At 44.1% G+C, this 11,941-nt stretch carries 4 protein-coding genes; all 4 read left to right on the plus strand.

Annotated features, from left to right (window positions below):
* The first annotated feature begins 170 nt into the window (after positions 1–170).
* Entirely contained in the window at positions 171–566 is a 396-nt protein-coding gene (locus H6571_17470) for a BlaI/MecI/CopY family transcriptional regulator (GenBank protein ID MCB9325533.1), read from the plus strand.
* Positions 567–584: 18 nt separating this feature from the next.
* Entirely contained in the window at positions 585–2,630 is a 2,046-nt protein-coding gene (locus tag H6571_17475; protein MCB9325534.1) for a M48 family metalloprotease, read from the plus strand.
* A gap of 65 nt (positions 2,631–2,695) precedes the next feature.
* Positions 2,696–3,742 (plus strand): PDZ domain-containing protein, encoded by a 1,047-nt coding sequence (locus tag H6571_17480; protein MCB9325535.1) that lies wholly within the window; start codon positions 2,696–2,698, stop codon positions 3,740–3,742.
* 782 nt (positions 3,743–4,524) lie between these two features.
* The coding region (locus tag H6571_17485; protein ID MCB9325536.1) for a PKD domain-containing protein at positions 4,525–11,941 on the plus strand (7,417 nt) is incomplete at its 3' end.

The raw sequence follows: 11,941 nt of genomic DNA on the forward strand, positions 1-11,941 counted from the left end.
TAAAAAGCCGGATTTTACTTTAACGGTTAACGGTTCTGAAATTGTTATAAATATGTTAAAAAATGTTCAAATACGAAACTTCTCGTATGTAAATTTGCATTTACGAAGAGTTTCGTATAAGTTTGTCCTACGAAAAAATTCGTAATTCATCAATTGCAATGCATCATTCAATGAATATATTACCCAAACCTACAGAGTCCGAACTTGAGATCTTACAATTGTTGTGGGAGCACGGGCCTTCTACGGTGCGGTTTATCAACGATAAGCTCAATATTTCACGTGAAGTTGGATATACCACGAGTTTGAAACTTATGCAGATCATGCACGAAAAAGGGCTCGTTGAACGCAATACCGATTCGCGCACCCATATTTATACCGCATTGGTAACCAAGCGGGAGACCCGGGGCCGACTGTTGAACCAGTTTCTGGACAAAGCATTCAGCGGTTCCGCTATGGAACTCGTGATGCAGGCTCTTGGCAACCACAAGGCTTCCCAGGATGAGCTGGATGAGATCAAAGCACTCATTGCCAGGATCGAAGAAGAGCAGGAAGGGGAGATTAAGTAAAAAACAAAAAGACAGATCATGCATCAATTCATATCAGAAGATCTAATCAATGCGTTGGGATGGACCGTTTTACACTCCCTGTGGCAGGCCATGTTGGTGGCACTTTTAATGGCAGGTGCCATGATATTATTGCAAAAACGTCAGGCGAAATTAAGGTATCATTTAGCCAATACCGGGCTGCTAATGGTGGTGCTTTTAGCCATTTATACTTTTTTTAGTCTCTACGGAAGCGTACCGGTTACGGAATTATCCGGCTACTACACGGGAGATGGCCTGTTAGAAACTTCCCCGGTGATCATGGAAACAAGCTTCCGGAACATTTTTGAATCCTATTTCAATCAGCATATGCCCCTTATCGTGGTAATCTGGTTTATGGGGATGGTTCTCTTTTTGTTGAGAATGCTTGGAGGGCTCGCCTACATCGAATATCTAAAAAACCGGTTCACAAGGGATATGCCGGTACTTTGGCAGGATCGCATGGAAAGGCTGTCAAAAAAACTATCTTTAAAAAGAAAGGTACGGTTACTGGAATCTGCTCTGGTAACGGTGCCTATGGTGATCGGCTGGATAAAGCCCGTGATCCTCATTCCTGTGGGGGCTGTCAACGGCCTCACCATGGAACAGGCGGAAGCCGTTTTAGCTCATGAACTGGCCCACATTTCAAGGCATGATTTTCTTATAAACCTGTTGCAATCCCTTGTAGAGGTGATCTTTTACTTCAACCCTGCCGTTTGGTGGATATCCGCCGTGATCAGGGCCGAAAGGGAAAATTGTTGCGACGATATTGCCCTGGGATTATGTGAGAACCGGCTTGCTTATGCCAAGGCTTTGGTAGTCATCCAGGAGCAAAATAAAACCCGGGTTCCGGGCATGGCACTGGCCTTTTCCAATCGCCGGAAACAAATGCTCAACCGAATTGGCAGAATTTTAAATCACCCGCAAAATAAATCTAAAATTATGGAAAAGTTTGTAATCACTTCTCTGCTCATCCTGGCCCTCCTGGGGATTTCAATGAGCGAGTATCGTACACCGGATGATCTTACCGGGAAGAAAGATCTTGTTACCGCTACCGAAAGTTCAGAGGTTATCGTGGAAAAATCCCTGGCGGCTTCGCCCGTTACTTTGCCGGACACCCTGCCTCAGGGAAAGAATCGCCTGATTGTGGAACGTGAAGATCAAAAAATGGAAGTGGAGATCGAAGACGGAGAGATCAGGACGATGAAAATTGACGGAAAGGAAATTCCTGCCAATGAGTTTAAAAACCATGCGATGGAAGTGGAGGAACTTTGGAATGTTCAGCCGGAAGCATCCGACCATGTGTTCAGGGTAGAACCATTAGATAGACACGGGATGCGTTTTCGTTCCGGCGACGGACAGGATTTTCAATATTTCCTCGACGATAAGGAAAATTTTCATTTTGAAATGCCCGATGTCCATTTTGACAATAAGATGTTTTTCCTGGATGAAGATGGCAATAATGTGTTTGTCGTTCCCGATGTTGATTTTAATCTCCCGGATGATTTTGCACAACAATATAAGCAGCAAATGGAGAAACTTCAACTCCAGTTACAGGAAAATCAGTATCTTTCAAAGGATAAATTAAAGGAACTGCTGGAGCGTCAAAAACTTATCGAGGAGAAATATCTGCGTCAGCTGGATGAACAAACCCGGCAACTGGACAGGCACAAGATCATCATCGAAAGCGATCGGGACAAACTACAGGATCGCCAAAGAGCCCTGGAAAAAGCTCAAAGAGAAAAGAATTGGGTCATTCAAAAAGATGCTTTAATTTTACAGGACGGATTGAGCAGGGGAGACGGAGATGTATTTATTCTGGGCCGTCATGGAAATCGCCAGAGTGATATGTTGGTACGCCGGTTGAAAGCAGACGGTTTGATTGGCAATACAGAGGAGTATAAGGTGGAACTGTCCGGAAAAAGCCTGAAGATCAATGGCAAAAAACAATCAAGTGAAGTTCATGGCAAATATCTGAAATTGTACGAATCATTGTCCGGTTTTGAAATGGGCAAAAAAAGTAAAATAGTCATTGAAAATAAAGAATAAAAACTGAGTTGCTGAGTAAGCAATAATTAGAAATCACCCGACATTAATTAACAAAAAACAACAACATGCGAAATTTAAAAATGATCCTCCTCACTTTTTTGGCCTTGTTTATGACTGCGGGCAGCCTCATGGCACAAGAGAAGGTAAAAACAGAAAAGAAGAAAGTAGTCATTGTTAAAGAAACGGTGGATGAAGACGGCAAGGTCGTCAGAGAAAAAATTGTCAAAGAAGGAGATGCGGCGGACGACGTTGAATGGCACCAAAAGGATGGGGACGAAAAAGTGGTGATTATCAAAAAAGGTAAAGGCGGTAAAAAGATGACTGTGATCGTCGATGGAGAAAGTGATGAAATAGATATGGATGAGTTTGAACATGAAATGGGGAAATCCATGAATGTGAATGTAAATGTCGATGAAAATGACGGACATAAAAATATGGTCATTAAGATTACCGGCGATGATGGAGAAGTGGAGACGATTAACTGGCAGGGAGATGGCGATATGTCGGAGGAATTAAAAAAGGAACTTGAGGAAAAAGGGGTGCATATTGAAATGATCGATGAAGACCAGGATAAAGGTAAGATGATGTTTATCCAGTCCGACAGACCCTTTCTTGGTGTCGTGGGTGCCCAAACCGTTGAAATAACAAAAGAATCGGATAATGATGAGGGAGAGGTGGTTGAAGAGGTAATGGAAGAGAGTGAAGATGGTGGGGCCCTGATCGGTGAGGTAGTTGAAGGCAGTGCCGCTGAAGAAGCCGGCCTGCAAAAAGGAGATGTCATCACTAAAATTAATGAGGAGCGTATCCGGAATTTCTCTGATTTGGCTAACGCACTCGGAAAATTCAAAGTAGAGGATAAAATCAAGATCTCTTACCTGAGAGATAATAAGAATGGAACCACCTCGGCAACGCTTAAAAAACAATCAGGGGGGCTTTCGGGAAATCATTTTCAATGGACGGATGATGAAGGAGAGAACTACATTTTTGAGGGCGACGGAGCAAAAGGCGAGACCATAATCATAGAAGTGGAAGACAAGGACGGGGTAAAAGAAAAAAAGGTCATCATCAAGGAAAAGAAAAATAAAAAATCAAAGTCTTCCCAGGAAAGGTAGTAAATTATATTTCGAAATAATGTATATAAAAAGGGCGGGATTTCATTCCGCCCTTTTTATATATCCTAAAAAAATGTAATTCAAATGTAAATTATTAAAAAAATATTTGTCACAAATTTAATTTTATGGAATATGATTAATACTTAAAAATGCCGATTTTGTTAGCAAAAAACTTTCTCTATCATCAATATATATAATGCAATTAAGATTTTATAAATAATTGAATAATAATTATTTAATTCGCATTTCGTGTTGAAAATATGTCTGCGAAACAGGCATTCAATCAAATAGAAATGAATTAAAAAAATAATATATATCAATTTTTTGTTGCGTCACAATTTTTTATATTAAATTAAATTATTGTTGTTTTTTACTTACTTCTGCTTTTTATTTGCGTTTGAAATAACAATTTCCCTTTCAAATTATTAGAACAAACACCAACTCAATTAAGGTTATATCCTTTCTTGCAAGTGGGTGCTCCCCCTACAATTTTATCCTCTTTCAAATTTAAATTTAAGACAGTAATTTAACATTACAGTTTCAGGGCATTCCTGTCTGTAATATCCACAAAATGGCTTGGCTCCATTTGGCTTCTTGTAATGTATTGTTCATTACAAGTCCTCAAATTTTATTGCCCGGCTATAAAATAAATACTTTCCATTATGGAGGGGACGAAGCAATCAAATTTACAGATTCTGGATTCGGGCAGAGCAAATACGCTTATGCCCTTTAACTATTTTAACAAATTGAATCAGGCACCACTTTTCACAAAAAAGCAAATTATGAAAAAGCTTTACTCACCAGTTGTCCATTTTACACAAAACCTTTTTTCAGCTAAATCCATTACTCACCTGAAGGGTTTGAGTATGGCGGCATTGCTTTTACCTATAATGACGTTATTGCCCTTAGCGGGACAAGGACAGGTGGAAGGTTCGATTTCAGCGGCAGGCAAGCCTATTGTTGAAATGACAAACGTCGATTGTACCGCTCCGGTTATCAATGTGGTTTACACCACTCAGGAAACGGATTGTGGGGCCAGAGACGGTTCTATTAATATCCAGATCATGGATCTTAATGCCTCGCCTTCGACTTATGCCATCAACCTTGAGCATGGGAATAAAGGTTTGACCACCTATTCCGGCCTGATGGCTGTAGGAGGGGTGCTTACCCTTTCGGATATGGCAACAGGTGCCTATTCTTCCATCTCGGTGACCCGAGAAACGGATGATTGCACCTCGCAAATATACAGCGAGGCCATGATGATCCGCCACGGATGCGACGAGGTGTACGAAGAGCGTACAGGTTGTGGAACAGGTACTATTTCTTATCTAAACTGTAACTATGAAACGGTGAGCATAAACAAGGCCTACCTGACCACCAATACCTACATTTACGTAGATAATGATTATCTGGGTTGTATCGCATATGTGGATGCAAACTGCCAGGTTCAACCATCGGAAACAGTTTATTGTGCCGATTTTTATAAAACAGAACCTACTCCTACCCATGGGTATCAGTATGGCCAGGTTCATTTTAATAAAGTAACAGGTGCCTCCAATGCCGGCATTTCTGAATTAAATGCAGAGCGGATTAATTGGATCATGTGTAACGGGAGCCTTTATGGTTACGATAAGGTTACCATCAACAGGGCCATTTGGAATTTCACTTCCGGCTCGACCTATGGATGCAATGCTTTGTGTTCAGCTGCCATTTCTGCTGTACCTTCCGTCCAGGGGGGCATTGCTGAGCAAATGGTATTTTATTTGCCTATTGGAAATTCATCTGTTCAGCCCTTTGTGAAATTCGCCTGTTATGAGGCACCTCCGAGTTTACCTGTTCCTCCTGATACCTATGTGTATGATTGCACCGATGGCAAAACCATTGACGTTTATACAAGCGGAGCCAATTGCGCCAATTCCCCTGATTCTGAAGTACAGGATTTAAACAGTGACGGAAACGTGTTCCAGGCAGTTATTGAAGTGGTATATAAAAACACTTACCCGGGAACATCAGTATCCGTTAACGTGGATGGGACTGATTATGACCTGGCGGAAGTGTCATTGGTAGGAACGAGTTCAAGTGTCTGGGCTTATAGAGGGTTGGTTACTGGTGCAGTCAATCATGTTTATCATAATTCAGCTACCGGGTATTGCGGTAATGGAACAGGTTTGCAATCATTAGCGGTCTATGCTTTTAAAAATGTACCTACAGGAAGGTCTGTTTCAGCAACTTTTACAACCCAATCGGGTTATTGTGATGAACAATCCTTTTCATTTCCAATAAATACAGATATCGCTCCGCGTGATATTGAAGTGATAATGCCCATTTCAGAATTAACCACTGATGGTCGTCACCTCGTAATAATCGCTACAGCGGGAGGTCAGTCTGCGAGCACCACTATTTTGGGGCCTACAGGGACTTGTTGTATTGCGGCTCCAAGTGTTATCGTTCCGAATGTGCCGGGTTGGGCCAATTCCATTACCGTTCATGTGAACACAGAGTCGAATACAGATCCGTCGTCTCCGCAAAATTGTGGTCAGTCATGGGTCATGGCAGGTTATGCCATTATTGATGTGGATTGTGTTGAATGCACGGATCCAGTGGTGGTTAATGATAATTTCTCTACTTGTGAGAATACACAATTGTCAGGTAATGTTTTAACCAATGACTCAAACTTGTCCAATCAAACGGTTTCCGTAACATCAAATCCATCCCATGGTAGTGTGAGCATCAATAATAATGGTTCATTCACTTATACTCCGACCAATAATTATGCGGGTTCTGATCAGTTCCATTATACAGTTTGTAATCAAGGATTGGCCTGTTGTGTGGAAGGAGTGGTGAATATTACCGTTATAGGAGCACCGGATGTTCAGGTTTCTGTTGATAACCCATCCTGTGGAAATGATAACGGATCCATTACCTTTACTTTCCCGAATGATCCAGGTCAGACCTCCATAGAATTTAGTAAAAATGGCGGCAGTACCTATCCTTTAAATGTAAACGATAATGTGGGTACGGCCAGTTTTAATAACCTGGCATCCGGCGTGTATTATTTATGGGTAAGGTGGGGAAATGATCAATGCCCGGTCAGTTTGGGGTCTGTTACTTTGACGGATGAACTGGGTCCAGACGCCTATATTACCTGCGATTCAGATCCTTTTGAAAGCAGGGTAATATCCAATAGCGATCAAACCTGTGGCCCGGAAAACTATGGATTCTGGTCGGGTAATTTGCTCAATAACTGGACCTCGGATAAATACTTTTCCGTTCAGAATGCCACCTTTAAGGAATATAATAACGGAACTGCTGTTCTTCATATGCAGGCTGTAAATAACTCCAACCCTGGTTTGGTATTTGAGATTGAAACCGTATTTAGCGGAAGATCCTTTTCTCCCCCGGCAGGTAGTCCAAAAGAAAATACCCAATGTGTAGGCAATCTAAATAATGGTGATTGGTATTATTATCAAACATTGCATGGTTACCTGATCGGTTCGAATAACCTGGCGGGTGGTTTGGTGGAATTTATAGGCTATGGAGCTGCATTCCAGGTAGGTACTGGAGCAAATCTCAATGATGCTGCTGTTTTTGGCGCTTCAGGGTGGCTTGATTTTACCATTCTTAACCAACCTAATATTGGGGCTGCCTTCATCGGACCTTCGACAGGAGATTTAAATATTAATCTTACCGGAACTACCCTTGTTGGAAGACCCGGACTTGGAGATTGCCTGACGGTTTGTGCTGGAGGATCAACTAAGCTTACGGCTAATAATTCTTTTGGAACGGAGCCATTTTCGTATTCCTGGAGTACCGGCGCAACAGATCAAACCATCACCGTAACACCGGACCAAACCACAACCTATCATGTCACTATTACCGATGCCAATGGCTGTACCGCTGAAACAGAGGTGACGGTAACGGTTAATCCAAGCCCAACGGTGACTATCGATAAAACAGATTCCGCTTGTGGCGCGAATGACGGTACCGCCACTGCAACAGGTGCTAACGGCACCGCTCCTTATACCTATGCCTGGAGCAATGGCTTGGGGTCAGGACCCAACAAAACCGGACTTGCACCGGGAACCTATACGGTAACGGTGACCGATTCCAAAGGTTGCATCGCAACCGGAACCGTAACTATAATCAATCTATCCGGGCCTTCCCTGACAGCCAATGCGGTACCATCCACCATATGTCAGGGCGAAAGTTCCCAACTGACTGCTTCGGCTTCAGGAGGTGCAGCCCCTTATACATATTCCTGGGATCACAGCCTCGGAAACGGAGCTGTAAAAACAGTAACTCCAGGCAATACGACTACCTATGGTGTCACGGTAACCGATGTCAATGGCTGTACTGCTACAGCAACGGTTACAGTAACCGTTCATCCGGCTCCGACAGTTTCTGTTTCCAAAACTAATGCTACCTGTGGCAATAATAACGGAACAGCATCGGCCAGTGCCACCGGAGGCACAGGACCATACACCTATGCCTGGAGCAATGGTCTGGGATCAGGACCCAACAAAACAGGATTGGCTCCGGGTACTTATACAGTTACAGTAACTGATGCCAATGGCTGTACAGACCATAAAAATGTTACCATTATCAATATTTCAGGTCCGTCATTGACTGCGAATGCGGTTCCTTCTACCATTTGCCAGGGGGCAAATTCCCAACTGTCAGCTTCTGCTTCAGGAGGTACCGGACCCTATACTTATACCTGGGATCATAGCCTTGGAAACGGTTCCAATAAAACCGTATCTCCTTCAATGACCACAACCTACGGAGTAACGGTAACCGATGCCAACAGTTGTACCGCTACAGCTACCGTAACGGTAAATGTAATTGAATTACCGGATGTCACGGTCACCTCTACGAATCCGTCCTGCGGAGCAGATAATGGCGTCATCACCTTTACCTTCCCGAATGACCCTGACCAGACTTCCATAGAATTTAGTAAAAACGGCGGTAGTACTTATCCTTTAAATGTGAACGACAATGTGGGTACGGCAAGTTTTAGTAACCTTGCTGCTGGAACCTACAGTTTATATGTACGTTGGGGCAATAACGATTGTCCGGTAAACCTGGGAATAGTAACCCTGGTCAATGAACTGGGACCTGATGTTTATATTACCTGTGATTCCGATCCTGTTGAAAACCGGACAGCATCCAATAGTGATCAAACCTGCGGTTCCCAAAATTACGGATTCTATTCAGGCAATTTGTTGGACAACTGGACGACTCAAAAACACTGGTCCATTCAGAATGCTACTTTCAGGGAATACAATAACGGCAGTGCAGTACTCCAAATGGAGGCTGTAAATAATTCCAACCCCAATTTGGTATTTCAGATTGAAACCGTATTCAGTGGCAGAGTTTTCTCTGCTCCGGCGGGCAGTCCTAAAGAAAATACCCAATGTGTGGGCAACCTCGATAACAGTGATTGGTATTATTACCCAACCATGCATGGTTACCTTATCGGAGCCAGTGATTTGGCGGGCAGCATGGTAGAATTTGTAGGGTACGGCGCTTCTTTCCAGGTTGGTACTGGTGCCAACCTCAATAATGCTGCGGTCTTTGGCGCTTCCGGATGGCTCGATTTTACCATCCTGAGCCAACCTAATTCGGGGTCGACGCTGCTAAGCAGTACTACCGGAGATTTTAATATCGATCTTTCAGGAAATACCCTCGTTGGAAGACCTGGTCTTGGAGATTGTCTGACGGTTTGTGCAGGAGGATCGGCTATTCTTACAGCCAGCAATTCTTTTGGAACAGAACCGTTCTCCTATTTATGGAGCACCGGCGCAACCTCACAGACGATAAATGTCACCCCTGGCCAAACAACAACTTATTATGTTACGGTCACAGATGCCAATAGTTGTACTGGAGAGGCTGAGGTTACCGTAACGGTAAATCCAAATCCAACAGTGACTATCGACAAAACGGATGCGAGCTGTGGAGATGAAAACGGTACGGCCACCGCAACAGGTAATGGCGGCATGGCACCATATACCTATGCATGGAGCAATGGTCTGGGTTCCGGACCAAGCAAAACAGGACTGGCGCCTGGTACTTATTCCGTAACGGTGACCGATTCCAAGGGTTGTACGGCAACCGGAAGTGTAACGATCATTAGTTTAGATGGCCCGTCCCTCTCTGCAAATGCAGTGCCTGCTGTAATTTGTCTGGGTGAAAATTCGGTATTGACCGCTTCTGCGACAGGAGGCACTGAACCTTATACTTATACCTGGGATCATGGTCTTGGTAACGGCGCTGTCAAAAACGTATCTCCTGGCACCAGCACCACTTATGAAGTCATGGTGACGGACGCCAACGGATGTACCGCTACAGCTACAGCCACGGTAACGGTCAACCAGCCACCCGTTGCAGGCAACATCCCTCCTGAAACCATCTGCCTTGGAGAATGTGCGGATCTTACCGCAACCGCTACCGGAGGTGCTCCTGATTATGTATTCTCATGGAGTGATGGTTTAGGAACCGGAGCCACTAAACATGTGTGCCCGACAGCGACAAAAACCTATACCGTAACCATTACAGATGTCAATGGTTGTTTTACAACTACTACAGTTACGGTAACTGTAAATGATCTTCCTGACCTGAATATAAATGGGCCTGCAGAAATCTGCGCAAACGAACTAACCTCATATTCTGTAACACCGATCATCCCGGGAGCGACTTATACATGGACTTTCAATGGACCTGCTACCCCGGGTACTGCCAGCGGGCCAAATGCGTCAGTAACCTATACTGACCAGGGCTCTTATCTTATCGAACTCTCGGTAACGGATGCCAATGGTTGTTACAATACAACAAATACAACCATTCTGGTTAGAGAACCTATCACTGCGGATGCAGGAGATGATCAAACCGTTTGCCAGGGGGGTAATGCAGTGCTCGATGGCTCGAACTCCATTGGTAGCAGTTTTACCTGGACCATTGTATCAGGTGATCCTACATCCATTGACGGTAGTACCAACTCTGAAACACTCAATGTAAGTCCTCTTTTCAATACAACTTATCGTCTGACCGTAAGAGATGCAACCGGATTGTGTGAACGTTCTGACATGGTAACGGTGATTGTGGATGTAAACCTCAATCCTGTCGCGGATGCGTCTGCGCCTTCTGAACCTGTTTGTGCAGGGTATTCTGTTACCCTGGATGCCGGTGGAAGTACACCTCCTCCAAGTGATCCTTTGGCTAACCTGAACTACCTTTGGTATAATGGAGCACCTTCAAATGGTAATTTCATCGGTCTCGGTGAAACCATTAGTGTTACTCCGTCACAGACGACAGAATACTATGTAATTGTATCGGCGGATGGCGATGGTACAACCTGTGCCGATACGGCTTCTGTAGTGGTCACCATTCAAAATTGTGATTTTGACCTTGCTTTGCGCAAAACGATTGTAGGCAATGGTCCATTCCAGCAGGGAGGTTCAGTAACCTTCCAGATAGAGGTATTCAACCAGGGAGACCTTGAAGCGACTAATGTTCAGGTTACCGATTATATCCCCACAGGATTAACATTAAGTGACGGGGCCTGGTCTCAAAGTGGAAACCTGGCAACACGAACCATTGCGGGGCCAATTGCGGCGAATGGCGGTTCTGCCACTATTACCATTTCATTTAATATTGACGCTGATTACGAAGGATCCAGTATTGTAAATTATGCTGAGATCAGTCATGCAGAAAACCCGCTGAATCAGCCTGATATTGATAGTACCCCTGATCAGGATAATACGAACGATGCAGGTGGTCAACCTAATTCTCCGGCAGATAATGCCGTGAATGGCAATGGCTCTGGAACCCCAGGTGACGGTAATCCGACCACCGATGAGGATGATCATGATCCTGCTTTGATCCAGCTGCCGGTTATCACCCTTGACAAGACGTTCGTATCCGCGGTAGTACAGCCTGATGGCAGCTACTACGTAACCTACACCGTTGAAGTAACAAATAATGGAGCCGTTTCAGGAGATTACACCCTGACAGATTCTCCATTGTTTGAAGACGACGTGACCATCACGGCATGGGATTATACCTTCGTCGATGTGAATGGCGGTTTCGGTAACGGTCCGGCCTTCCAGGACGCACCCCCTGTTCCAATCAACTTTGGAACAAAAACCCTCACAGCTGGAAACACACACATTTATACACTTGGCTTTAATGTGACCCTTGATC

The organism is Lewinellaceae bacterium, from assembly GCA_020636105.1.
In the GTDB taxonomy this organism is placed as follows: Bacteria; Bacteroidota; Bacteroidia; order Chitinophagales; family Saprospiraceae; genus BCD1.